This window comes from Vallitalea longa, assembly GCF_027923465.1.
Lineage (GTDB): Bacteria > Bacillota > Clostridia > Lachnospirales > Vallitaleaceae > Vallitalea > Vallitalea longa.
This window is the reverse complement of record NZ_BRLB01000018.1, coordinates 73728-100285: the sequence shown is the minus strand read 5'-3', so window position 1 is coordinate 100285 and position 26558 is coordinate 73728. Positions and strand designations below refer to the sequence as shown.

20 protein-coding genes are annotated in these 26558 nt (G+C 29.8%); 5 read left to right on the top strand and 15 right to left on the bottom strand.

Features of this window, described 5'->3' with window-relative positions; genetic code table 11:
- The 11 genes from QMG30_RS20460 to QMG30_RS20410 form a co-directional block, all read right to left on the bottom strand.
- On the bottom strand, positions 1-6522 hold a 6522-nt coding region (locus QMG30_RS20460), incomplete at its 3' end, for an endo-alpha-N-acetylgalactosaminidase family protein (RefSeq protein WP_281818714.1).
- 362 nt (positions 6523-6884) lie between these two features.
- Complete coding sequence (locus tag QMG30_RS20455; protein ID WP_281818713.1) at positions 6885-7682, bottom strand: alpha/beta hydrolase; 798 nt, start codon at positions 7680-7682, stop codon at positions 6885-6887.
- Positions 7683-7746: 64 nt separating this feature from the next.
- Positions 7747-9507 carry a sensor histidine kinase gene (locus tag QMG30_RS20450; protein WP_281818712.1) on the bottom strand — a complete coding sequence of 587 codons (1761 nt, stop codon included), beginning with the start codon at positions 9505-9507 and terminating at the stop codon, positions 7747-7749.
- Positions 9508-9526: 19 nt separating this feature from the next.
- Entirely contained in the window at positions 9527-11116 is a 1590-nt protein-coding gene (locus QMG30_RS20445; protein WP_281818710.1) for a response regulator transcription factor, read from the bottom strand.
- Positions 11101-12579, bottom strand: a complete 1479-nt coding sequence (locus QMG30_RS20440; RefSeq protein ID WP_281818709.1) for an ABC transporter substrate-binding protein — start codon at positions 12577-12579, stop codon at positions 11101-11103. Before QMG30_RS20440 ends, QMG30_RS20445 begins: the two co-directional genes overlap by 16 nt.
- Before the next feature lie 206 nt (positions 12580-12785).
- Positions 12786-13733 carry an ABC transporter substrate-binding protein gene (locus tag QMG30_RS20435; protein WP_281818707.1) on the bottom strand — a complete coding sequence of 316 codons (948 nt, stop codon included), beginning with the start codon at positions 13731-13733 and terminating at the stop codon, positions 12786-12788.
- Between the two features lie 69 nt (positions 13734-13802).
- The gene (locus QMG30_RS20430; protein ID WP_281818705.1) at positions 13803-14756 is read right to left on the bottom strand and encodes an ABC transporter permease; all 954 of its coding nucleotides are present in this window, start codon (positions 14754-14756) and stop codon (positions 13803-13805) included.
- On the bottom strand, positions 14757-16259 hold the full coding sequence (locus QMG30_RS20425; RefSeq protein ID WP_281818702.1) for a sugar ABC transporter ATP-binding protein: 1503 nt from the start codon (positions 16257-16259) through the stop codon (positions 14757-14759).
- Between the two features lie 289 nt (positions 16260-16548).
- Positions 16549-17268 (bottom strand): hypothetical protein, encoded by a 720-nt coding sequence (locus tag QMG30_RS20420; protein ID WP_281818699.1) that lies wholly within the window; start codon positions 17266-17268, stop codon positions 16549-16551.
- A 4-nt stretch (positions 17269-17272) separates the two neighbouring features.
- Entirely contained in the window at positions 17273-18556 is a 1284-nt protein-coding gene (locus tag QMG30_RS20415) for a hypothetical protein (RefSeq protein ID WP_281818697.1), read from the bottom strand.
- Between the two features lie 30 nt (positions 18557-18586).
- A complete protein-coding gene (locus tag QMG30_RS20410) occupies positions 18587-19276 on the bottom strand; it encodes a GDSL-type esterase/lipase family protein (RefSeq protein WP_281818696.1) in 690 nt (229 codons plus the stop codon).
- A gap of 29 nt (positions 19277-19305) precedes the next feature.
- Between QMG30_RS20410 and QMG30_RS20405 the strand changes: the two genes are divergently transcribed.
- The gene (locus QMG30_RS20405; protein ID WP_309298661.1) at positions 19306-19791 is read left to right on the top strand and encodes an amidase domain-containing protein; all 486 of its coding nucleotides are present in this window, start codon (positions 19306-19308) and stop codon (positions 19789-19791) included.
- Positions 19792-19836: 45 nt separating this feature from the next.
- On the opposite strand, the gene QMG30_RS20400 is transcribed toward QMG30_RS20405, so the two are convergent.
- Positions 19837-20340, bottom strand: coding sequence for a hypothetical protein (locus QMG30_RS20400; RefSeq protein ID WP_281818694.1), 504 nt, complete (start codon positions 20338-20340; stop codon positions 19837-19839).
- 468 nt (positions 20341-20808) lie between these two features.
- Here QMG30_RS20400 and QMG30_RS20395 point away from each other — a divergent pair, with 468 nt between their 5' ends.
- A complete protein-coding gene (locus tag QMG30_RS20395; RefSeq protein WP_281818692.1) occupies positions 20809-21432 on the top strand; it encodes a methyltransferase family protein in 624 nt (207 codons plus the stop codon).
- A 46-nt stretch (positions 21433-21478) separates the two neighbouring features.
- Here QMG30_RS20395 and QMG30_RS20390 read toward each other — a convergent pair whose 3' ends face one another.
- Positions 21479-22042 (bottom strand): DJ-1/PfpI family protein, encoded by a 564-nt coding sequence (locus QMG30_RS20390; RefSeq protein ID WP_281818690.1) that lies wholly within the window; start codon positions 22040-22042, stop codon positions 21479-21481.
- 178 nt (positions 22043-22220) lie between these two features.
- Here QMG30_RS20390 and QMG30_RS20385 point away from each other — a divergent pair, with 178 nt between their 5' ends.
- Positions 22221-22574 carry a hypothetical protein gene (locus QMG30_RS20385; protein ID WP_281818688.1) on the top strand — a complete coding sequence of 118 codons (354 nt, stop codon included), beginning with the start codon at positions 22221-22223 and terminating at the stop codon, positions 22572-22574.
- Between the two features lie 93 nt (positions 22575-22667).
- Here the strand turns inward: QMG30_RS20385 and QMG30_RS20380 are convergent, their stop codons facing one another.
- Both QMG30_RS20380 and QMG30_RS20375 read right to left on the bottom strand, forming a co-directional pair.
- Positions 22668-23225 (bottom strand): DJ-1/PfpI family protein, encoded by a 558-nt coding sequence (locus QMG30_RS20380; RefSeq protein WP_281818686.1) that lies wholly within the window; start codon positions 23223-23225, stop codon positions 22668-22670.
- 67 nt (positions 23226-23292) lie between these two features.
- Positions 23293-24207 (bottom strand): helix-turn-helix transcriptional regulator, encoded by a 915-nt coding sequence (locus QMG30_RS20375; RefSeq protein ID WP_281818718.1) that lies wholly within the window; start codon positions 24205-24207, stop codon positions 23293-23295.
- Between the two features lie 318 nt (positions 24208-24525).
- Between QMG30_RS20375 and QMG30_RS20370 the strand changes: the two genes are divergently transcribed.
- Entirely contained in the window at positions 24526-25587 is a 1062-nt protein-coding gene (locus tag QMG30_RS20370) for a tetratricopeptide repeat protein (protein ID WP_281818684.1), read from the top strand.
- A 4-nt stretch (positions 25588-25591) separates the two neighbouring features.
- On the top strand, positions 25592-26122 hold the full coding sequence (locus QMG30_RS20365; RefSeq protein ID WP_281818683.1) for a metalloprotease family protein: 531 nt from the start codon (positions 25592-25594) through the stop codon (positions 26120-26122).
- Positions 26123-26558 lie beyond the last annotated feature (436 nt).

Here is a 26558-nt window from a genome sequence, read left to right as displayed (position 1 = left end):
ATTAGCTGAATGATATATTTCTGTGTCTTCACCTGTCTTATAGAAATCAACTGTGTAATACTCTATTTCTTTATTCCATTTACCATAAATATTCATATTAGATGTTATAATACTATCTTCATCAAATGCTTTTGTTAATTCAGTATCTGTATACCAACCTTCAAATGTATAGCCTTCTCTTACTGGTACACTTGGAAGAGTAAGAGTTGAACCGCTAATTATATTAGCTGAATGATATATTTCTGTGTCTTCACCTGTCTTATAGAAATCAACTGTGTAATACTCTATAATTTTACTATCATCTACTATAATGGTTTCAGTATTTGAATTAACAGTAACTCCATCGACTGTAATTTTTACTGTTAAATCAGTAATACCCTCTTTTAATGGTTTTATAGTATTATCTTCAACTACTAATACTGTAGGATCAGAAATATCATAAATCACTTCTGCTGTACTCATATCTACATTGCTACCATTACTCATTAAAGCTGTTACATCAAATGGAATAAACTCCATATCTGTTCTTATATCATTGACTGATGTATTTAAGTTAACAACTCCTAATGTTGAAGCTTCGTCAGTAGTTGTTTCTTTGATATATATATCATCTAAGATAATCTCTTCTTTGCCAACTTCTTTATCAAGAGACATGTATAAACCACTTATATCTTCATCTGTAGTAAATGTTGTACTGATCTCTTTAATAATACCTCTATCTATTGGTTCAATTGAATCTGTACTACCTGTTACAGTTAGGGGAATTTCAGCTACTATTGTTTCATCTGCTCGTTTTAGATTAAAACTGTAACCTGAATCTTTTCTAGCAAGTGCATATTTCAAACCTAGTTCATATGTAGTCTTTGATTTGAGTGTAAATGAACCATCTTCAGTAATTATGATTTCTCCTTTTTCTCCCTCTTCATGATTAGATTTTAATGAAAATCTTCCATTAATGACCCAATTCATGAATTGGCGTCCGTATAAATCCTTTTCTGCTAGATGAGTTCTATTAGAACCATCTTTATAAGGAGCAAGTAAAAATGGTGAAATCCCTTCATCTACATTTTCAAAATCTTCATAGAAAGCATAACCTTGTTCATAAGTTCTACCTGGTAACTTGAAGCATCTAAAATCATCTATATATACTGTACCAGTACCATCTGCAACATCTACTGAAACTTCTGCTGTTGAGACACCTTCTGGTACTGTAAATTCAACATTTGCTCTGATGAATGTATCATTGCTGAATTTAACTGCTTGTCCACTTCTTGATTTACCCTTTCTGGTAATTACACTTGAATAATCTTCACCACCACAATTAACATTTAGGGTCACAGTTCTTTCATCATCATTCTTTATCCATGCAGATATAGAATATGTTTTAGTCTCTTCGAGCCCATCTATAGATTGACTAATTCCACCTGCACCATCAGTAATTTTGACGATATCATTACCTCCACGAGGACTACCTTGATGATATCCTTCTACTTCTTTAGCTATAGATACATTTTCACCTGTTCCAGTCCATGCAGCACCTGTTACCTTCTCGTTCACGAAACCTTGTGAATCAAAACCTGGATCGATTATCTGTTGACCATCACCCCAAGTATCTATTCTTGGTTCTTCTGATTTCTCTTCTACAACTAGATAAGGAACATCTTTTTCAAGTGATAATGTAATCTTACCATCATTAACTGTAATATCCTTAACATAATGTCTGCCTAGATCATCAAGTCTATAAAGTTTCAGACTAGTATCATCTCTCCACTCAGCAGGTAATGACCATTCTGTAGTATCATCATCGAATGGTGTCCAAGCATATATTTTATCTATTTTAGTTGATTTATCACCATCATCTGCATTTGGTGCCCAAGGTATAAATAATTTTGTTTCACCAATATAAGTATCATTATATGTATCTTCTGGAGTCGTAGCTATTAATCTGCCGTCCTTATAATAGTTGATATCACTGCCTTCACGAACAACTTTTACACCCTCAGTAAAATCGACTTCATCAGAACTCATTTTCATTATTTCAAAATGCTGCATATATTTAGTTATCAAGTTATTATTATAGAACACTCCTGTTCCCATTTTTCCAAGAACTGTCTGTTGGTCACCCCATCCACCAGGTAATAGATGTTTATTACCTTTTAATAATGGATCACCTATAAAAGTATCTTGTGTATTATACTTAATGAATCTCATAATGCTTGAATTATTACCTTTGTTAGGATATGCTGCATCTCCACCCCAATGAGTCCATGTAACATACTGCTCCAAAGGACCATTCATTTCAGTTCCTAGCATATAACCTAATGAATTAACCTTTTCACCTAGTTGTGAAGCATTCCAATCATTACCTGTATATACATCAACATATACAAAGTTAAGCTCTGGAGCTACTTTCTTTAATAAATCCAATCTTCTAAACAGTTCACCAGTTGTTATATCTTTTCTTTGATCTACATAATAAGCTTTGTCTAACCATCCCCAGCCTGGTGAATTAAGATTCACTATATTCTCTGGAAATTGAAATGCATCTGGATGATATTCTGTAGCATTAATATGGATACCAACTTTGGCATTATATTTCTTACCTTCTTCAATAAGCTTATTAAAGTCTTTTACTCCACCTTGTCTTATACCCATATGGTCATAATCAGGATGTGAATCATCATGGCCTTCAGCCTGATAACCTTTTTCAAGTACTATTTGCCCGAATCCATCTGTATAATTATATATGTTTTTAACCATATCTAATCCTTTTAAAAATGGATTTTGGGTATAACATATATTCATTGAGATATATGAAACATTGTTCTTAATATCTTCTGCACCAAGAGGTATTCTCATATCTTCTCTATATAATATAGCCGCATCTTGCCAGTCAATGTTTCCATCATTATTCTCATCTTTGGCTATTGCGATTTGAACCCAAGGCATATCTTCTTGGAAATAATCCTCACCTGTATTAGTTTTGCCTAACTCTTCTCTATATGTCCAAGAACCTGCTCCAATACCAGTCTTTTTATCATTACTTCTGTTATCTGTTGATATTGAAACTCTAGAACCACCTGTAGTTACATTTGAATCAGTACTTACAGCAAATTTATTATTACTAATAAATGCATATGTTTTACCTGTTGTTCCTTGTGTTTCGTCTTCAACTGTAGTGAATGTTTCAATAATGTTATTCCAATCACCTGTTGTAACAACAGAAGATATCTTACCATTTTCTGAAGCTGTAACAGTTGCTAAACTTTGCTTTGGAATATTTAATGTTTGAAATTTCTCTTCTGGTTCGAATATATCTATGATTTCAAATCTTAGTTTATTATCATTAACGCTAATCATACCTTTAAGTTCAATACCAGTATCACCAAAGTCTGTCATGGTATATATTATTGAAGACTTATCCTCTGCAACTGTTGAAGTGATTTTTGGTATATATCTATTACCATTAACTTCTACAATAAATAATTGTTCATCTTCTCCTTTAAGTATTGAACCATCTTCTTTCCAATCATATTTCAATACTCTTGGGAAGTTGACATCAACTGTTACATCCATCTTTTCTGAAGAAATTACAGTTGTTTTTTCTGGTATATCTGGTGGAGCTAGTGGAGGAATTTCTGTAACTTTTACATTATCAATTATAAAAGATTGTCCTGCCCAGCTATGGAAACCAATATATCCTTCAGCGTCTGGTAGGGATGAAACAGCCTGTTTACCTATTTCTTCTCCATCAAATGATATTGAGAAATTTCCTTCATGTGCTTTTAATACCATTTTATATACTTTACCTTTTTCAGGAGTAAATGATCCAGGGAATGAACCATAACCTTCACCGTTTTTCCAAACTAATTTTCCAACGTCCACAGAAATATTAGCCCAAGTATTAGAATCTACATACCTTACTAAAGGTCCCCCTCTGAATGAGGAATCTTCTGTCGGTAATACAAATTCTACATCTGCTTCAAAGGTCATGTTTTTTAGAGCTGGAATGTTACCATCATCATAATAGATGACACCTTGATTACTAAGACCTTTGATTAGAAGTCTTCCATCATCTGTTGCTTCAACAGAACCAGAACCATTACCAACGTTCCATCCATCTGTTGCAGTTTTACTATTTTCAAAATCCAATTCATATGAACGAGGTCCTTCATCATATATTTCAATTACTGCTAAGTCCTCATACACTTCATTTTCAATAGTAGCATCAACTTTTAATGTACCATTTGGAACCAAGTCATTAAGTGAAATATAATCCCATACGATTTGAGCTTTACCATTTATACCACCGTAATATTCAATATCAATATTTGATGGAAGTGATGGTATTACACGTGGATATGTTTGCACATTATATGTTTGTAAATCCATAATTCTTGGAATTGCAGTTTTGATGATTTCACCTAGCTCACCACTTTTAAGTTCTGTGACACTTAAAGTTTTAGTTGAACCATAATTAGAATAACCTACTTTACCGTTTTTAAGAGTTATACCTTCTACAATATCATCAAAATATACTTTATCATCAATTATAACGGTTACTTTATCTCCAATATATCTACATTTAATATTAACTTCTTTATTCTCTTGAATCTCAGGTCCTTCAAATGTCTTAAACAACTCATTTGAACCCATTATAGCCCATGTATTTCCACTGTGATATGAAATACCAGCATAATTCTCTTTACTGGAAGCCCTGAATAAAATTCCATATGTACAAGCTTCTGATGCTGTCATTGTTACACTTAATTCACCATTTCCCAAATAAGGACTTTCGTTTTCAACAACTTTATAGCTGTTTAGTTCATCATTAGTAATTTCAAGTTCACCATCTGTTGCGTTGATATTACAATTACCTGAACCATCTATAGTATCCCATGTAATACCTTCTGGAATAGTATATTCTTGATGATACAGTAATGAATCAGAGTTATCTATTATCTTACCTGATGCTGTTACTGTAGCATATGAATCATCTTCAGTCTTTTTATCAAGTTCACCAACAGCAGTGTAAGTGTCATCTTTGACAACAATATCTGCCCATTCAGTAATATTCGCTACTGAATCAACATTTTCATTTTCATTGATTTTTATTTTTACATTAGCTTCAGTAGGTAAATAACTCTTATCTACACTGTCTTTAATTAAATTAACTTTTATTGGTTCTACTTCAGATACAATACCGTGTTGAACTTTGACCTCTAGAGTAGGTTTGTAATCCATACCTTCAATTGTACCTTCTACTTGAACTGTTCCAATAACTGATGTATCGATTGATTCGTCATCCCATATTACATCTTTTTTAAGTAATGCACCATCTTCATATATTAAATTAACTATTGATGGAAGTTCTACGCTTTGATCTAGTACAACGGAAATAGTATCATTTTCAATTCCTTGTGGTTCTCCATTTATTGAACCAATTTCACCAGAATACATATAATCTACTTTCGTTTCTACGCTGGTATACCATTTTCTATAACCTTGATAACCACTATTTATTTCTAACCAATCATAAGATTTGTCTAATATTGGTAAACCATATTCCTCATCATCTTTCGCAGCCCATAGAGTAATATGCTTGCCTTCGTAAAGAACACGCATCCTGACTATATCGCCTTTGTAAAAAGTTCTACCTGGAGTTTCAAAGTCCCACTTGACTCCATCTTGTATTCCCCACTTGACTCCATCATTTCCTATTAATAATAAATGATCCAAATCTATACTACGGACTAATATTCCAAAACGTCCCAATGTATCATCTTGAACAGTGAATTTTATCTCTATTTCACCATCTGTGATTTTATTAGTCTTAGTATCTATTATTTTTGTTTCCCCTTCATTAGCAAAATTCAACATTCCATTTTCGAAAGTTATTGTTGCATTTCCTTCAAGAATATCAAACTTACAATCGTTATCATAATCTTGTTTATATATATCTGTTATCTCCTCTTCGGGAGTTTCTGTTACCCCTTCCTTAGGAGTTTCTGTTACCCCTTCCTTAGGAGTTTCTGTTACCTCTTCCTCAGGAGTTTCTGTTACCTCTTCCTTAGGAGTTTCTGTTACCTCTTCCTCAGGAGTTTCTGTTACCCCTTCCTTAGGAGTTTCTGTTACCTCTTCCTTAGGAGTTTCTGTTACCTCTTCCTTAGGAGTTTCTGTTACCTCTTCCTTAGGAGTTTCTATTACCTCTTCCTCGGGAGTTTCTTTTATCTCTTCCTTAGAAGTTTCTGTTATTTCTTCCTTAGGAGTTTCTGTTACCTCTTCCTTAGGAGTTTCTTTTACCTCTTCCTCCGAAGTTCCTGTTACCTCTTCCTCGGGAGTTTCTGTTACCTGTTCTTCTGGAGTTTCTGTTACTTCTTCTTCTGGAGTTTCAGATAACTCTTCTACAATTAATTCTGTAGATTGTTCATTTTCCGCTGCTGATACTGGAATATAAAAAACAATCATCAGCATTGACATAATTATAGCTATAATTCTTCTGTTAATCGTTTTTTGGTACATTTTGTCACTCTCCTTACTTTAGTCTTCTTTTAGTTGCAATTAAAAACCCCGTCACAACATCCAGCTTAATATTTTAGCTATTTTACCAATAACATAACTATATTAACAAAAATTTGTTTCATTTTGTATGTATAAATATTATCCTTTTATGTACAAATCTTAGTTCTATATATGATTTTTACATAAACTTTCTATCTGTCTCTGTTTTTTTATGCATATATTATAAATCATCGTATAATAAATGTCATAACATTAATAGTATAAAAAAACAAAAAAACAGCCTTTTTAAAAAGCTGTTTATCCTTAATATATATAATTTTCTGTTTCATAACTTCTGATATATTTCTTATGAAATTCAATAATTACACATCAAGCCACTCAATGACATGCTCTATCATTTTGTTCCAGAAATCCCATGTATGATCTCCTTCACACTCCTCATAAGTGATATGAATACCTTTTGACTTAACATAATCTCTGAATCTAATATTATCATCATACAAAGAATCTTCTGTACCACATGATTGATATAAGTTTGGAATTTCTCTACCTTCAGCAATATTTTTATCTAGCAAATAAAATAAATCATTGCAGCTTTCTTTAATTTCTCCATAGCTTCCGAAAATATTTTTCATTTCATTGATTCTAAAAGTTATATTATCCGAAACAGAATTATCCTTATTAGTTGAACTATATTCTTCCATTTCTTTCATATTTTTAACCATTCCCAGTGCACCTGATAAACTAGCCGCTTTACTATATCTATCCGGATAGTTGAGTGCAAGTTTCATTGCTCCGAATCCACCCATAGAAAGACCAGCTACGAAAGTATCTTCTCTTTTGTCTGAAATAGGGAAAAACTCTTTTACTATAGAAGGAAGTTCTTCGCTCACGAATTCAAAATATTTATATCCGTTTTTCATATCAGTGTAAAAGCTTCTGTGAACATTAGGCATGATTATAACAATTTCTTTATCTCTCACATAGTTTTCAATTAATGTCCTCCTTTGCCAGCCTGTATGATCATCTGACAATCCATGTAAAAGATATAATACTGGATATTTTTTCATGGAACCTATACTTTTTTCTGGTAGAACAGCTAATAAATCAGTTGATAACTCTAGTACCTTAGATGTAAAATTACATTCAATTAATGCCATAATATTATCTCCCGTCTTTCTTTATCAGAATTTGTTGTTATAATTTTACCATATTTTCTATATTTTATCTATCTAGGAACAAAGGTATCTTAATTTCTGTAACTGTCCCTTCTTGGATTTTACTTGTTACTTTAAAACTACTTTTATTATTATATGTAAGCAGTAATCTGGTTTGAATATTTCTAAGTCCAAATCCTTTTTTATCGTTGTTTTCTAATAGTTCGTTTATTGTTGTTTCATCCATACCAACGCCATCATCTTCTATAAGAATGATTAAATAAGTATCATCATCTCTGCAAGTAATCTTAATAGTGCCTTTTTTATCATCCTTATTCAAAATACCATGAAATACTGAATTTTCTACTATAGGCTGTAGAGTTATCTTTGGTATCAATATATCCAATAAGTGTTTTGAACAATCTATTATAAAATCAATAGATTTGTTAAGCCTAAAATTCTGTATCTCCATATATAACTCAACGTGCTTAAGCTCATCTCTAAGAGGTATCATAGTTTTCCCTTTACTGAGACTTATTTTATAGAATGTTGATAATGCTCTTGTAATCTTCCTTATCTCTTCACCACGATTATCATAACTCATCCAATTTATCATATCCATTGTATTGTATAGGAAATGAGGATTTATCTGTGATTGTAATAACTCTAGCTCTGTACTTCTAATGCTAAGTCCAGACTTATATTTCTCCTCTGCCAATGTGGAAATACGTTTCACCATATAGTTATATGAAGATGTGAGTTCTCCAATCTCGTCATTATAATTATACTTTTCATTATATTCTTCAAATATATTTTCTGTAGCATATTTCATTTTATTAGACAGATTACTTAATCTTCTTGTTAATTGGTAAGTCAATAAAACAGAAAACAAAATGGTTACTGGTATAATTATAAGTAAAAAAACGAACATCAGTCTACTGATATCAGCGACTTCTCTATAAATATCATTAAGTGGTATTACAGTTATAATAGTCCAATCAGTATCTTCAATATTTTTTACTCTCGCATAGCAATCTTCATTGTTGATATTTATTATAGTCCAATTTTTGATTTTCTGTAGTCTTTCAATATTAGCTAAAGAAAGCCTATATTTATTTAATAACCCATTATCAGTAGTACTGACGATTCTATCATCTCTACTACGGATATAAGTTAAACTTCCATCTATAGCATTGGCATTAATCAAAATATCTCTAATATTTTTCTCAAGGAAATCAATGCGTAGATACCCTATGATATCGATGTAATCCGTTGAACTCGTTATTCTTCTGGCAACTGATAAAACCATATCATTATCTTCATCGGGTCTTTTATAAAAAGCAGGAGGAACCATAAAAACTCTTGAACCTGCACCTGGTAATTGGCTGAACCATTTCTGTTTTTTCGCATAACTGATTGAAGCTATTTCACCATCACTGTCATCATGAAGTAGTTTATCATTTATGTAAACACAGATATTATGGATATCTTTATCACCTTTATAAGAATATAATAGACTTCTTAAATTATTAAGATCTTCATGTAATTGTAAGACACTTGTATCATCACTATCTCTTTCTAATATTTCTTTTACATAATCATTAACAGTAATATTATCCGATACCTCTATGATTTTATGTATCTTGTATGTAACATATTCCGTTCCTTGGTTGAAGGATTGGTTTGCAGAATATATTATACGATCTTCCAATATATGAGCAAACTCTTTAAAAGAAAGACGACTAAATATTATTAAAGGAATAACTATTAGAATGAAATAACTGATTATAAGTTTATATTTTAATTTTAAGTTATTTAAATAATGCATATGGCATTCTCTTCCTAAACTATTTTATAAATTTTTTTCTATATTCTCTTGGTGTACATAAAACATATTTCTTGAATACTTTAGAAAAATAATCACTATCATCATATCCTACTAGATTAGCTACGATTTCTATTCTATATGAAGTATCTCGTAATTTGGTCTTGGCTTTCTCAATACGATACTTAGTGATGTATTTATTAATTGTCATACTTGTCTCTTTCTTAAATACTGCTGATAAATAATTTTTACTAACCTGTAAATGATTACTTATTACTTCCAAAGACAAATTAGAATCTCCATAACTATCATGAATTATCTTTTTCACTCTAACAGCAATGGATCCTGCTTCACTTTGTTCTTTCAATATTAGAAAATAGCAATCTATATTATCAATCATATATGACTCAAGAGCATCTAACGTTATCATCTTAGAAATATCATTAAAATGTATATCATTATTGATATCATCCAAGTTATTCATATTATGCAGATATTGGTTGATTATAGTGAAGAGTCTTGCATATATATCTATAATGATATTTTTAGGTGTATTATTATATCTTCTTATCTTTTCTGTCAAATGCTTGATAAAAAGTATGCAATCTATTTTGCTGGATGTTTCTAGATATTTGTCAAATCTATTAAACAAAGTATTGTCCATATCTAAACTCTTATCTTCTTCACTCGTTTTATAGTGATTGATACTTATACCTTTTTTGAAAAATAATTTTTCTTTTGCTATCACAGCAGAAACATAACTATCGTATACTTCATTTATACCAGACACCACTTTCCCTAAACTTATCGCTGGTTGACAAATCTCCAACAGTTCCTTATATATTTCAGTAAAAACTATTTCTAATTTATCATAATTGAGTACTAGACGATGTTGTCTTTCTACAATCAATGTTATGACGGCTATATTTCCTTTAAAGTGCATTACGTAATTTATTTGTAAAGGCTGCAGATATTTTTCCAGTATCGAGGTTATCCTTTGTTTAGAAATACCTTGATCATATGGATCTAATCTGTCTTCTATATATTGTTTAATAATCACTGTCAGATAATAATGTTCAGAATCAAGTTGTAAACCCAATTCATTTCCTTTTTGAATTACATGAGATATATTACGGTTATTATCTATTATCATAGTAGATAATTGGCTTTTAAGAACTTCTTTATTAGTTTTTATTAATTCATCTACTTGTTTACTCATTGTTTCATACTGTGTATACTGCATAAGATCATCTACAGCATTCTTTATAGACTGCTTCAGTTCCTCTAGATCTATAGGTTTTTCAATATAACTTACTGCATTTAGTTTAATGGCATTTCTATAATAATCCAACTCTGTATATGCACTCATTAATATTATTCTACAGTTAGGTAATATTTTTTTTAATTCGAATGCAAATGTTACCCCATCCATTCTAGGCATCTTAATATCTGAAATCACAATATCAGGTTGATAATCCTTAGCTATTTTCAGAGCATTTACACCATCGTCAGCTTCTTGTATTTCCTGTATATTGTAATTACTATAATCAATATTTTTTATTATACCTTTTCTAGTTATGAACTCGTCATCAATAATTAATAGTCTGAACACCTTATCACTTCCCTATTATATAAATTAAAACCTGCTTCTTCCATTTTCTTTTTATATACACTCAAATTTTCAGTAATATCAATATTTCCAAGAGTAATAGGATATAAAAGATTCTTATTTAGAGTGTCTATTTCATCTAGTTTTATATCTATTGATTTCATATCTATAGCTTTATGTCTATTATTGATTACTATTTTATCTGCTATCTCTGTAGTAAATTCATAGGGAAGCATTAATTTTCTGTTCATACACCATACATAATTATTATATATTGGATAACGATAACTCATAACTAATGGTACGTAATTGCCTTCCTTCGATATTTTATAATGTATTCCTTTTATACCATAATTCAATAACCTGAACAAATCTTTATTAGTGTTTATTTCTTCAATGAACTGAAGACATTTAGCCGCATTGGTAGTACCATTTTTTATTGCTATTCCATTATCCATTGGATACCTGACTTGATTAAGATTACATCCCAATGTTACTACATAAGGTTTGTACTGTGGATTTTTTTTGTTTACATAACATTTTATGTTTTCTATTTCATAGATATTGCCTAAATACGAGGCACTTTTGCCTTCTAGAAATTTATCTTTGTTCACAATTTTTTTGCTTGATGCATTAAACGGTATATATTCTTCCAAAGACCATTTAGAAATAATATTAAAATAATCAATAAACAACTCATTATCCGGTAACCATAAAACTTTATTATCATCTTTCTTATCAATCATGAACAATGAGTCGTCATATCTTTCAAGCCCTTTCTTTGCATACAAAAAATCAAACAAATTGTAAGCATTATAACCAATATCAAGCGGTATCATATTACTTACATTTTCTTTGATATAATCAAAATAATCTTCTAGCTCTTCTATTGTATCTATTGTATAAATACCACTCTGCCGCAATAAATCACCACGAACAATCAATAATTGCTGTCTAGGTAAATACCCCGAAGAAGGTACCATATAAATATTGTTATCTACACTGATCTCATTGAATATTGACTCTCTTAACCGTTCATATGTGACAGGTGCACATTTACTAAACATATCATCTGTAAGTTTCATATATGCTGATTTTGCTACATATTGATTATAGTGATATGGATAACATTGAACTAAATCAAAATCAGCTCCACCTGCAAAATTAGCATGATATTTAGATTCAAGAACTTCTTTTTCAAGAAATTCAACAATTAATTCTACGCCTATTTCCTTATTCAATATTTTATTGGCATCTATTAATACATCTTCAAAATCTAAAGGTTCAGCTCCAATTATAAGCATTTTCAACTTAACCATACTGTCCTTGGTATCAGAAGGAACTATTCCTAATTCTGTCGATTGTTTTATTTTAGAATCATAGCGACAACTTGTTAATATAAATGTTATGCATAAAAGAATAACTATCTTATGAAATATCTTATGATGAATTACGTTTTTTCTCATATTAACCACCAACTATTATTATAACATAGTTATTATATATCATATAACTATTTTTTTTTATTTGAAAATGGAACTTTTATTTTATTTGAATAATATTAAGGAACCATCTTGATACATTTATAATCATAAATGTGTTGCTAGATAGTTCCTTTATATCTTTAATAATAATTATTGATTCAACTAACGTTATTATGTATAACTATTCATTATTTTATTTCATCAAGATTTTCTTTTGTTGCTATTGTTACACCAGTATCAACATCCTTAGGTGAAACTTCTTTACCGTTGATTATATCTATAGCTGCTTTTACTCCTTCATAACCCATAGTATAAGGATTTTGAACCATTGAAGCTTTTATTGCTCCTTTTTCTATAAGTGCTTTTACATCATCTGAAAAGTCGAAACCTACAACATATACACTATCATCTTTACCTGACTGGTCTACAGCATTACCTACACCAACAGTAGATCCTTCATTACAAGCATAGAATCCTACTAAATCAGGATATTGAGTCATGAAGTCTGTCGCATAGTTAAGGGCTTTTTGTTTGTCACCGTCCGAATATTGAACACCGACTATCTCTATATCAGGATAAGTGCTTTCAATACGGTTTCTGAACTCATTCTCTCTAGTCATAGTTGTTCCTGCACCAGCTTGAGCATTAACTATTGCTATTTTACCCTTTTCGCCAATTAATTTTGCTAGATGATCTGCTGCCATTGCAGCTGCTGCTCCATTATCAGTTGAATAAAAAGCATCATAATCTTCTGTGTTTACGCCAGAGTCAACAAAGATAACTGGAATATCTTCTTTTTTAGCTTTTTCTACTGCTGGTTTAAGTGCTTCTTTATCAAGTGCCGCTAGCATTATTGCATCTGATTTATTAGTTACAGCATTCTCTACCAACTGCGCTTGAACTGTTGCATCAACTTTAGTCTGAGGAGCATCAAAATTGATTTTTACACCTTCAAGTTCTTTTGCCGCATCTTCAGCACCATTTTTTACTTTTAACCAGTGCTCATCCATAGAATCCATTGTTATTAGAGTTACAGTCAAATCCCCACTACTAGAAGTTTTTTTGTCTTCTTTACCACACCCCACTACTGTTAAAATCAATGTCATAACTAGTAATATTGAACATAATTTTTTCATTTTTTTATCCTCCTAATTTATAATTTGATATATCTAAGTAATTGAACTTAAAAATATCTATTATCATGATTAATCATTATGTCTTATCTTATCAGCAAATACAGCTCCTATAATTACAATACCTGTAACAATCTGTTGTATAAAAGGTGAAACCCCCATTAAATTCAGTCCATTACTTAGTATGCCAATAATAAGTGCACCTACAGCAGTACCGGCAATAGTACCTTCTCCACCCAATGTACTGGCTCCACCAATAACTGATGCAGCAACAGCATTAAGCTCATAACCCATTCCAGCAGTAGGTGGTGCTGATATAATACGTGCAGCCATAACTAGTCCTGCAACACCTGATAGTAAACCACTGAATGCATATACTTTGATAAGTGATGAATGTACGTTTACTCCTGAGAGTCTTGAAGCTTCAAAATTACTGCCTAGAGCATATGTATAACGTCCTGTTTTTGTTTTAGCCAATATCAATCCAAATATTATAACAAAAAATATCATTATATAGATTGGATTGGGTATTCCAAAAGTTTTTTCTATTCCAATAGCATTAAATCCATCAGGAAGTCCGCTAATTGGTATCCCTTTTGTTAATGTTAGAGTAATACCTCTTACAGCTGTCATTGTACCTAATGTTACTATAAATGGCGGTAATTTTCCATATGTCACTAGAGCGCCATTAGCAACACCAACAGTTGTAGCACTTAATAATCCTATGATGATTGACAAAAAGATGGGCAGACCTGATTTCATGAGCATTGCTGTAACGACCCCTGATATAGCTATATTAGAACCAATCGATAAATCAATACCCCCTGTAATCAAAACATACGTCTGCCCTATAGCAATTAACAAAATGGGTGTAGTCTGCACAATAACATTTAAAATATTATCAGTCGTAAAAAAATTCTTATTGCTTATTGCAAATATAATCAATAACACTATTAATCCACTAAGAGTAGACAAAAACTGTTTTATACTTTTAGGTAAAGTAATTTTATTTTCAGTAGTACTCATTTAAATTACCTCCGTCGAATCATATTGTGTTGCATAATACATTATTTCTTCTTGATCTGTATCTAATGTTTTGAGATCAGCTTTTAACCTTCCATTACACATTACTAGTATTCTATCTGAAATTCCAAGTACCTCAGGTAATTCAGAAGAGACATATATAACACCTATTCCTTCCTGTTTCAGCTTATTCATAAGGTTATATATTTCTATTTTGGCAGCTACATCTATACCTCTAGTAGGTTCATCGAACATAACTACCTTGGCACCACTAGCTAACCATTTTCCTATAACTATTTTCTGTTGATTACCACCACTTAGATTTTTCACTAATTGATTTTCAGAAGGTGTCTTTATACTTAATTTTTCAATAGCATCTCTGGTTATAGTTGATTCCCTTTCATCTTGAATAAATCCTAGAGCTGTAACCATGTTCATATTAGGTAATGTAATATTTTGTTTCAATGACATTTTTATACACAGTCCATCTTTTTTTCTATCTTCTGGTACACAGAATAATCCCTTCTTAATAGCATCCCTAGGATTCTTTATAGATATCTCCTTATTGTCTATAAATATTGTACCGGAAGTCTTCTTATCTGCACCAAATATTCCTCTAACAAGCTCAGTTCTCCCTGCTCCCATTAACCCTGCAATGGCTATGATTTCACCTTTTTTCGCTTGAAAACTAACTCCTTTTACTCCTGAAGGAGTCGATATGTTTTCAACTCTAAATACTTCTTCACCTATTTCACATTCTACTCTTGGAAATTTATCTGTAATTTCTCTCCCCACCATATGAGATATGATTTCTGGTAATTTATCTTTTCCATAATCCAGAGTCGTAATGTACTTGCCATCTCTCAATATAGTAACTCTATCAACAATATGCACTAATTCTTCCAACCTGTGTGATATGTATATTATCCCTTTGTTCTGCCCTTTTAGTTTATTAATGACTCTAAACAATTCTTTTATCTCTTTATCTGTAAGCGCACTGGTTGGCTCATCCATAATGATTATTTCAGCATCTGAGGATAGAGCTTTACATATTTCAACCATCTGTTGTTTAGAAACCTGAAGATTACTTACCAGATCCGTTGCCTTCAAATCCAGATTAAGAGAATCCAGTATCTTCTGAGCTTTGATATTAGTTTGTTTTTTACTTAAAAATCCCCATCTAGAATCTTCTCTTGTAAGGAACATATTTTCTGCAACAGTTAAATGTCTGCAAAGATTAAGTTCTTGATGAATGATTGCTATACCTTTTGATTCTGCTTCTTTTGGATTATTAAAATTAACTTTTTCACCATCAACTATAATTTCTCCTTCATCTTTTTTATAAACCCCTGATAACACTTTTACCAATGTTGATTTACCTGCACCGTTTTCACCAAGTAACCCAAGTACCTCTCCTCTTTTTAGTGTAAGATTAACATTATCTAATGCTTTAACTCCAGGAAAAGTCTTATTGATATGTTTTAGTTCAACTAAGTTATGATTCATTTCACCATCCCTTTAATCCAATTTCTTATGATGTATTTCTTATTATGTAAGTTATGATATCATAGAAAATATGATCATATTCTGTAAAAAATTACGATAAACTGGAAAATTGCACACTAACTTCATTTTGAAATGATTATTGAATTTTATCATGCAAAATCTTTTAGAAATATGAAATCCAAAGATGCTATATCTCCTAAAAGATTTTAAGGAAAATAGAAAGTAAAACTCTCCTATAATATAAAAAAGAGCTGATTTAGATGTTACCTAACAGCTCTACGGAATGTTTTCATACATGCAATTTTCTTCTGATTTTATTTCTAAGTTTTTCAGGTAGTCCATAATATAACCCAAGTATCAAGAGACAAACTGCCGTTGAACTTATTAGTACAATTATTGACCAACTTAATTTTATTACATCATCTGACCTATAGGAAATTATTGCATCAATTCCTAAACACAAAATACCTGTACCAAAAAATATATACATAAGAGTATATATAGCATGAATTTCTTTTTTGATTCTTTTATAAAAAAATACACCTATATATAGAATCATCATAACCAATATAATAATAAAAACCGCATAATCAAAGAACCACGTCATATTTTCATCGACATTATCTAATCTATGCATCAAAATTATTGATGTCAGACCTATTCCCAGTATATTATAATTTACTTTCAAGTATCCGAATAGGAAAAAAAGATAGAATACAGATGCTATGATTATGTTAATTATATAGTTTATCTTAATTGTTACCGAAGGGTAAAATACCTTAATACTGAATAATATAGGTATACATGAAAGCAATATGATTATTAGTGTAAAGAATACTTTGTTCTTGACAACATTCACTCTATATTGATATATGTTTTCTGCTTCTGGAAAAACATTGATGGATTGTTCATTGGTGTCTTCTCCTACATCAGGTATAGGAAAATCGCATAAGGGACATTTTTTTGTATCATTATCTACTTCTACACCACATTTGGAACAATAGGGCATAATATCACCTCAGGTTCGTTTCTATTTTTACTGGTATGTCCATTTTTCTTATTTTCCTAAAAAATATCTTTTCTATTTCTGTTACCTTCGTCAATCTACCAAAGGAAATATATATTTTATCTTTATAAGAAGCTATTCCCATTTTAACTATATTCCCTTTACTTGGAGGAGGATAGAATTCAAATCTTTCTATTAGGTTCTCTATCTCTCTAGGCATAGTTATCAATCCTAAGTTAGATAAACCGCTTGTATAACCTCTTTCGCCAAACCTCTGATATACTATTGGCATTATCATATTTTTTATGAAAAGAGGAATTATCCTTATAAACTTATTTTTTTCATTTTTAACATTTCTACTTATATATTGGCTTAGATGTTTTTCGTTGATATTTATTTCCATATAGTTTTTAACTAGTTTTATTAACTCTTCTCTATTATATTTACCCAATCTTAGATCTATATTAGGAGTTATACTAATAAAAAAATTTTTCATAGTATTAGAAGGGAATATTCTTCTTAAATTGACTGGTAGATTAATTACGATTCTTCTTTTTAGATGTCTTCTTCTACCTACTGATCTAGAATAAACATAATCTTGAATAGTTTCAAAATATATAGCCAATAAAAATTCGGTTATTGAACAACCATGTATTTTAGACTCTTCCTTAGCTCTTGACACATTAATTATTCCTGTGATTATATAATATTCACCTTTTCTATTTAATTTAAAAGGGAAATGTATCGCTTTCTTGGGATAATCAGGTGGAGGGATATTTTTTTTATAGTATTTGTGAGATGAATCTTCATATTCCTCTTGTTTTACATATGAATTCTTATTAAAAATATAACTAGGTATTTGGCACTCTACGCCTACCAATCTAAAATATTCAACTAAGAGAGTTTGTAGGAATTTCAGTGCACCTGTTCCATCTGTTATACTATGAGAGAATTCACAGCTAATTTTTTTGTTGTAATATAAAATTCTAAATGGAAATGTTTTTTTCTTTTTGAACAGCATAAACATACAAGGATAGAATATTTCCTTTTTAACCACCGGGTTATGGTTGACATATTCAAAGTAATACCAGAAAAGTCCTCTCCTAAGGTTAACTTTGAAATACGGAAATCTTTCAATAATATTATCAAGTGCTTTTTGTAGCTTAGCAGGTTCTACTCTTGTAGTTATAGTCGCTGATATTCGAAATACAGTTGATACTCTTGTTGATGTAATTGATGGATAGATTTTTCCAGTATTGTCTAGTCTGTACCATTTTCTATTATTAGTCATTTCATCACCGATGTGTTCTTTCAGTTTTATTTACATATATTTTTCTAATTCTTTGGCAACGATTTCATAACCAAGTGGTGATAGGTGTAATCCATCTTGAGTATATTGGTATTTGAGTTGTCCTTTTTTATCTTTTAATTTTTTATTTACATTAATATAAGTTACGTTATATTTTCTTGACAATCCATATAATTGTCTATTTGTCATATTTATTTTTTTATTATTCCTTTTACCTACAATTCTTTTTTTAATTTTGTTATTTACATCTATATGAACAGGATATATTGATTGGATATATATTTTGGAATCAGGTAATTTTTTTCTTATTTCGGTTATTATCAATTTTATGTTGTTGATAATGTATTGGAGAGATTTTTCGTTACCGATATCGTTTATTCCAATCAATAAAAATATTTTATTGGGTTTTATGTCATATACACTTGTTTTTAATCTGCATAATATACCATAAGTCGTGTCACCAGATACTCCTCTATTTATTACATAATGATCTGGAAAAAACTCTGATAGATAAAAATTTTCAGTTAAGGAATCCCCTAGAAATAATATGCCTCCTGCCTTTAATCGTTTGTTTAGTCTAGTGAAATAATCTAGACGTTCATTGTAATGGAACGATAGCCATTGGGAATGGATGTTATTTACGGCATTATATAATTTTAGGGCAATTATTATTAACGTTGATGATATAAACCATTTAATCATTATTAGCTCCTCATTTAGCAAGTGTTTATATTATTTTTTATTTATTATTAGTAGTTGTTTTTATTGGTGAAATTATACATGGGATTTGTGGGAAATCTTTTGTTATTTTATGTGACTGGTATTGTTATAAAAATAATAGTAAATATCTAGAACCTAGAAGTGCAGAAGAACTAAATGATAGTTGGGATTTAGCTGATCCAAGTCCTTGGATAAGTGTTAAAGAATTTGTTAGTTATTGGCGATCTGAATGCGATGAGGTCAATTATTCAAGAGCAGAGTATAGAAAGAATCACAGTAAAATATTCAATAAAAGTATTTATAAAGGCGATGTTGTTATATTACATGATGGAGTTGCTGGTTGGATATCAATGCCAAAACATGCTATGATTATATCTGGATATGATGATGAAAACGAAGATTTTTTGCTTGCTGGACATTCAAATAATAGACAGGCTTATGAATTATTAAATGCAATAGATAATTATATTGTCGTAGAATTCATTTACATACAGTAAATTAACTTTCAACGATAAAAAAATAGTTACTCTAAAAATGAGTAGCTATTTTTTTATTCTTGAAGTTTCTTCTTGTACACGTATTTTTATATTTTCTAGAAGAGTATCAGTAACTGTATGGTCAATTTTCTCTATAATATTTTCTGGGAAAAATCTTTTTAAATTTTTACCGTAATTTTTCCCATCTTCTGGGAAATTATGATTTTCAATTAATAGTTCGTTGTTATTATTCTTTGTGGCATATAAAACAACTGGACAAGCAACAATATTACCTTTAGATTCAGCATGGTCTTTTGTTATATATTCTTCTTTTACTAACCAAATATATATTTTATTTTCTTCTATTCCCAAAAGATCATAAGAGCTATACATCTTACCCTTTGAAGGAGATGAAATATCATTTGTTTTAGTGTCAAGGTATTCTAATATTTTTTTTTCATCATTTTGACTAATTTCTGATATAGTAGTTGAATCGTTATTTATAAATAGTGTAAGTATAAAAATAAACATAACGATTATTATAAAAACAAATACAAATTTTTTATTCATATAAATATCCCCTCATTCATTCTGATATATATTATTATATACTAATTAATAAAAAAAATATATATCTAAAATGAAATATTTTGAATATATTAAATAATAGAATATTCGTGCAATATACTTATTAATACTTTTAAAAAAAATGAGTTCAGGATAGTTCTTTTGCTTTTCTCTGTTGACAAACGCAATTTTTAAAAAAGTAAAATGCTAGATTTAAGGGATTATAGATATGTAATTATACCACTAATGTTGACGTATTTTAAAAATAGATATTATCGCAACAATAAAAAAAACTTCCTTTTCATTGTTCGTATCTAAAAAGAAGATTTGTTATATCTTATCTCAAAGTTTATTCTATAATGTCATTATTGATATATCCAAACTATATTTTGTTGATTATTATTAATTAATATGATATGATATCAAACGTTTAGATATATAATATCAGCTTTAATAGATGGAGGTTTTTTTATGAATGAGTATTTAAAGTATAAACAAGTTTTTCTAACTTTTTCTGAATATAAATATTTTAATTATGCTCTTTACTTCCTTTTTATTTCGGAGTTCATTATCTGGCTCTTTACTTCAAGTTTTTTTGTGAGAAAAGGAAAATCACACAAACATGAACCAACTTTATGGATAATTATCGCAGGATGGATAGGTAGCTTCATCTTATCATATTATTTTATAGGTGACGATGTATCCTATGATATTAGAAGAATGTTACTTCCTCATGGTTTCTATTATATCGGATTATGTTTTTTGATTTTTGGAACTGTCCTTAGAGATTATTCTGTTTGGATTCTTAAGCGAGCTTTTACTTTAAATGTCCAAACAACAGAAAAACAAAAATTAATGAAAATCGGACCTTATAGATTAATCAGGAATCCTGCATATACTGGAAGTATAATAAGTCTTTTAGGTATCTCTCTATCACTAAGAAGTATATTCTCGCCTATATTGGTCTTAATATTATGTTTAGTCTGCTATAGTATAAGAATCAATGTTGAAGAAAAAGCATTGGCACAAAGATTTGGTGATGAATTTACTATCTATAAGAAAAACACTAAAAGATTAATTCCTTATATTTATTAAAAAGTTCTCTGAATAGAGAACTTTCTGCCTTAAATCAAATATTATTTTAGTCTTTACATTTCCAACAGAACGGAGATTTGAACCATTGTAGGTATCCTTCCACTGGACCTACATCAAATCCAGCTAAGTGATATAGTTCTAGTGCAAATTCTAAGTAGGCTTCTGTTTTCGCTGTTACTACGTTTTTATCGCTTTCATACATAGAGTAAGTTAGAATACCATCGGTTGGTAGATAATCATAAGTTTTATCTTTTTCATAATAACCTGTATATTTTCTTCCTGATAGAATGCCAGCGTGTGCTATATAGTCTACTCCTCCGCATATACCTCCTATAATAGCACCATTTTTTTCACATTGCTGGATTAACTTGATAATATCATCTTTAATTATTGGTATACCCCCTGGAATTATTAATACGTCTATATCTTCAGGATCTATTTGACTTATTTTTTTGTCTATTAATATTCTCTTTCCATCTGCACATTTGATAACATCTTGTTCACTAGAAATCATTACTACATTATTTTCATCAATGTAATTGAACATTAATGTAGGTACACATAATTCTGGTTCAGCATAGTTGTCAAACAAATATACTGCAATATTCATTTTTAACCACCTCCAATTACATATTATAATATATTACCAAATGTCTAGTTACTTATTTCTAGTTTTATCAAGGATTACTTAAAAAAGCAGAATTATGAACAACCCTTATAATACTGCATAGAATATACTAGATAATATTCTAGGCAAATCAAATAAAATATGAAAGGGGATAAAAAATATGGCATGTAATATTAGTACATGTTGTGGGGTTAGTTCAACTGCAGTAAAAGGTTGTAAATGTAATGTACAATATGGTTTTGAAAATAAAACTATTACAATAACTACTGCTGGTACATTTGATATATGGCAACAATTAAATATACCTAGCCTAAGTGGAACAATCGTAATACAACCTAAAGCTCCATTAACAACTCCCACTGTCGTACGAATTAATGATGTAGATCAAGGCATAATACTTAATGCTATATATGCTCGAAGTATTAACCCGCTAAATAGTGTTTCTTTAGTAACATTAGCAGGAACAACCGAACTTTGTATTTCTATAATAGCTAATGGATTTGAATGCTGTTAATTATTAACAAACAATAACTAATATATGTTTTTAATCAGCCTAGAATATACTAAATATTCTTATATTTTTTTGGTGATGACCCCTTGACAATTATTAGTCTTTACATTTCCAACAAAATGGAGATTTGAACCATTCTAGGTATCCTTCTACTGGACCTACATCAAGACCAGCTAAGTGATATAGTTCTAGTGCAAATTCTAAGTAAGCTTCTGGTTTGGCAGTTACTACATTTTTATCACTTTCATACATAGAGTGAGTATGGATACTATTCTTTGATAAGTATTCATAAGATTTGTCTTGATGGCTAGTATATCTTCTTCCTGATAAAATACCAGCATGAGCTATATACTCTACCCCACCACAAATACCTCCTATAACAGCACCGTTTTTCTCACATTGTTGAATTAATTTGATAATATCATCTTTTATTATTGGGCTGCCACCTGGAATTATCAATACATCTATTTCTTCATGATTTATCTGGCTTATCTTTTTGTCTATTAATATCCTTTTTCCATCTACGCATTTAACAATATCTTGTTCACTAGAAATCATTATTACATTATTTTCGTCATCTTCTTTGAACATTAATGTGGGTATACACAATTCAGTTTCATAGTAATTATCATATAAATATGCTGCAATATTCATTTTCAACCACCTCCATTTACCATATTATAATATAAACCCTGACAGATACTTGTCAGGGTTTATAAATTCATAAATATTTTTTCTGCATACTTTTTATTTTATTCTGTACCAATTGTATTAATGATTCAGGTGATAGGATTGTTACCATATCTACATTTCTGTAAGCAAACATGGCTATGTATTCTGCTGATATATTTTTAACTGTCAGCGTTATAGATGACTTCGTTGATATTATTATGTCAGCATCTCTAATTATATCATCATCTTTAATCTGTTCATATAATCTTTCGTCTATTTCCAAGGTTATTTCAGTAACCGTTACATCATCAATCATTTTATGTATTTCATAAGATTGTAGATATTCTTGAGGGATATTTTCCGATAATAATTTACATGTACGTATTCTATCCAAGCGAAAAGTCCTTTTTGCTTTTCTGACATCGCAATATGCATCTAAGTACCAGCATCCTTCACTATAGAAAAGATGCAGTGGATAAATCTTTCTTATCAACCAACTTTTATTTATGGGTGTATAATACTCAATCAAAAGCATTGTTTCATTTTCAAGACTTTTTATCACTTTATTGAATATACCCTTAACGATCTTTTGGGGATATATATGCTGAACTTCCATAGTTATATGTTTCAAAGCTTTTTTTATATTAGGTTGGTCTCCACATGCATTTAATAATTTATGTTTCAGTGTGATTATGTCGTCATCCATATCTGTAGTATTGAGTTGATATCCTAAATCTAAGAGTAATTTCATAACCATTAATTCTTTATCTGTTAATTTAACAGATTGAAAGAAATATGATTTATCAATCTCATAGCCTCCATCAACACCTTCATAAGAGATAATGGGCACTTTCATTTGACTTAAAGCGTCTATATCTCTATAGATAGTTCTTGGACTAACTTCTAAAATTTCTGCTAATTTAGAACAGTTTAACCTTTTGTTATGACTCAATAAATATATGATATTTTGTAATCTATCTATTTTTTTAATAAATATCCCCCCAATCGCTGATGTTAAGCTCTAGATATTAATTGTATTTTATCATATTTAAAAATTATAGCCTAGATACAAAAAACATTAATCATCAAATATTGAATCATTAAGATATTATATTTTAAGTGTATTACCCTAGTTTTCAATTAATATATTTACTATCATTGTATCTTCATGGTATAATCTGTTATGCAATGCATTTGTTATAATTATATAACATATCATAAAATTAATTTTGTAAGGTAGATTAAATCTATTAAACTTACATTTTACAGAAAGGTGGTTTATATGTCTGAAATAAATTCAGATCAAGATCAAAAATACAACGATTATTATGAGCAAACAACTAATTATACCTGTGAAAACTGTGGCAGTTCTGTCACTGAAGATGGCTATAAAACCAAATTATGTCCTAGTTGCAGGTATAAACTATCAAAAAGACCTTTACCTAAATCTATTAAAATTTTCTTAGGTATTATTATGGTTTTAATTGTATATTCATTCATGCGATTACCGAATTCCATGAAAGGAGTATTAGCTTATGAGAAAGGTAAAAAAGCTGAATCTCAGAAGAAATATGTTACAGCACTTAAGCAATATCAGATAGCAGATAAAGAATATGATTTAACTGATATAAAAGCTAAGATTATAGTTGCAGAATTTTATAATGGTAATTATATTACTGCAAACGATCTATTATGTGATTTAGAAGGTGAGATAATTGAAGATAAATCTTTATATGATCAATTACTCAACATAAGTACATACATAAATGAAATATATTATTACACTGATGATCTCTATAATCTGATGAATGAAATTTCATCTCAATCAAATGATATAAAAATAGAAAGATTAACCGAATATATTAATACAAATCCATTTAACATAGAGACAGCTATTACTTTAGCTGGTCTTTACTATACCGAAGATAATCTTGAACAATCTAAAAAGTATATGCAAATGGTGTTAGATCAGTATCCTGACTATCAATATGCTCTAGAAGCACTAGCATCTTATGAAACAGAACTAGAAAATTATGATACAGCAGCAAAAATATGTGATCAACTATTCAATATAAACAGCGAATCACTAGGCGCCTACGTTACTTATGCAGATATTGAACTAAGAAAAAGCAATGACAAGAAAGCTCTTGAATATGTTGAAAAAGCATATAACCTAGATCCTGTTAATAGTTCCGTATTAAACATGATGATTATAACATATCAGGTAAATAAAATGTATGAAGAAAGAGATGACCTCTTAGAAGAAATTGAAAAGATGGATCTTCCACCTGAAGAATTAAAATACTTTAAAGATATTAAGAAAAACTTACAGAAAGAAGGTTAATACTATGTTTATACCCGGTATAATAATATCAGCAGTTACTTTTCCAGGAGTTATAGTACATGAATTTGCTCATCAATTATTCTGTAGAATATCAAGAGTTGCTATCTTTGATGTACGCTATTTTCAATTTTCTAACCCTAGCGGTTATGTAATTCATGAAGAACCTAAAGAAATCTATCAACATATATTAATCAGTATTGGCCCTTTTTTCTTAAATACTCTGTTAGGTGCCTTTATAGCTATGTCATCATCAATACCTGTTTTAGATTATAACTCAGGTAAGCCATTAGATTACCTACTTTTATGGCTTGGGATTTCTATAGCTATGCATGCTTTTCCAAGTAGACAGGATGCTAATAATATATGGTATATAATAAAAAGCAAAAAAAGCAATTTGGCAACTAAAATTATTTGTTTTCCATTAGTAGTGATAATATATATTTTTTCAATAGGTTCAATTATATGGCTTGATTTACTATACGGCGTTAGTATAGTAACATTAATTCCTAAATTGATATTAAAATTATTAGTTTAATATAGTTTTTAATAAATATTAATATAAGGCTATTATCTAATTATACATTACTATAGAACATAGTTAGATAATAGCCTATTGCTAATCTTTTTCAAATCATACTAATTCAAAATAAATCAACTTATAATTACTTTTCTCTTATTTCCCTGTAAAAACCTTTTTATTACATTATCGTTAAACTAAATTATCAAAGAAACATTTAATATAAAGTATTCAATTCCTATATAATTATTCCAAATATTGAAAATAACGTTTGTTTTATAATAAAATTCAAAAATATCTAAATTGAGTGTCACCATTTTGCATATAAGTTTCGTCTTACTATATATACCCAAACATATTCTATTTCAGACATGAAAGGGGTTGATTATATATGAAAGCTTTTATCCCTACATCGCATTTTATTTACATTATGTAAGGAAATATCAATAAAAGC

Bases quoted from the DNA above. Each gene is read 5' to 3' on its own strand.
- QMG30_RS20370 (WP_281818684.1), top strand. From the start codon at position 24,526: ATGTCTGAAATAAATTCAGATCAAGATCAAAAATACAACGATTATTAT.
- QMG30_RS20395 (WP_281818692.1), top strand. From the start codon at position 20,809: ATGAATGAGTATTTAAAGTATAAACAAGTTTTTCTAACTTTTTCTGAA.
- QMG30_RS20365 (WP_281818683.1), top strand. From the start codon at position 25,592: ATGTTTATACCCGGTATAATAATATCAGCAGTTACTTTTCCAGGAGTT.
- QMG30_RS20400 (WP_281818694.1), bottom strand. From the start codon at position 20,340: ATGAATAAAAAATTTGTATTTGTTTTTATAATAATCGTTATGTTTATT.
- QMG30_RS20430 (WP_281818705.1), bottom strand. From the start codon at position 14,756: ATGAGTACTACTGAAAATAAAATTACTTTACCTAAAAGTATAAAACAG.
- QMG30_RS20415 (WP_281818697.1), bottom strand. From the start codon at position 18,556: ATGACTAATAATAGAAAATGGTACAGACTAGACAATACTGGAAAAATC.
- QMG30_RS20390 (WP_281818690.1), bottom strand. From the start codon at position 22,042: ATGAATATTGCAGTATATTTGTTTGACAACTATGCTGAACCAGAATTA.
- QMG30_RS20450 (WP_281818712.1), bottom strand. From the start codon at position 9,507: ATGCATTATTTAAATAACTTAAAATTAAAATATAAACTTATAATCAGT.
- QMG30_RS20425 (WP_281818702.1), bottom strand. From the start codon at position 16,259: ATGAATCATAACTTAGTTGAACTAAAACATATCAATAAGACTTTTCCT.
- QMG30_RS20380 (WP_281818686.1), bottom strand. From the start codon at position 23,225: ATGAATATTGCAGCATATTTATATGATAATTACTATGAAACTGAATTG.
- QMG30_RS20385 (WP_281818688.1), top strand. From the start codon at position 22,221: ATGGCATGTAATATTAGTACATGTTGTGGGGTTAGTTCAACTGCAGTA.
- QMG30_RS20420 (WP_281818699.1), bottom strand. From the start codon at position 17,268: ATGCCCTATTGTTCCAAATGTGGTGTAGAAGTAGATAATGATACAAAA.
- QMG30_RS20410 (WP_281818696.1), bottom strand. From the start codon at position 19,276: ATGATTAAATGGTTTATATCATCAACGTTAATAATAATTGCCCTAAAA.
- QMG30_RS20440 (WP_281818709.1), bottom strand. From the start codon at position 12,579: ATGAGAAAAAACGTAATTCATCATAAGATATTTCATAAGATAGTTATT.
- QMG30_RS20435 (WP_281818707.1), bottom strand. From the start codon at position 13,733: ATGAAAAAATTATGTTCAATATTACTAGTTATGACATTGATTTTAACA.
- QMG30_RS20455 (WP_281818713.1), bottom strand. From the start codon at position 7,682: ATGGCATTAATTGAATGTAATTTTACATCTAAGGTACTAGAGTTATCA.